Source organism: Mesorhizobium sp. GbtcB19, from assembly GCF_019091085.1.
GTDB lineage: Bacteria > Pseudomonadota > Alphaproteobacteria > Rhizobiales > Rhizobiaceae > Mesorhizobium.
In genome coordinates this window covers 1-239 of sequence record NZ_JAGXJY010000479.1, presented here as the reverse complement: position 1 = coordinate 239, position 239 = coordinate 1, and the positions used below count along the sequence as shown (strand labels likewise).

The following is a 239-nucleotide window of genomic DNA, read 5'->3' as shown; positions in this document are numbered from 1 at the left end:
CCCCGAGGCCGCCCCCATGGCCAGACGCGGCCGGCCGTTGGGGGTGCGGGCGAGCCGCCCCGCGGCGAAGCCGAAGGCGAGCGCCGGCCCGCCCTAGCCCGGCAGCAGCCAGTTGAAGACCGGCGTCCTGGGAAGAAACGCCGCGCCGACGATGGTCGGATCGAAGGGGACACGGCCAAGCACGGCGACAGCAGCGCCCACCCCGATCCAGCCCAGCACGAGGTAGGACCGCCAAAGCA

General features: G+C 74.5%; 1 pseudogene. It reads right to left on the bottom strand.

Going from position 1 to position 239, the window contains the following annotated elements:
- Positions 1–239 (bottom strand): annotated as a pseudogene (locus KVT37_RS33695) (hypothetical protein); the annotation flags it as partial.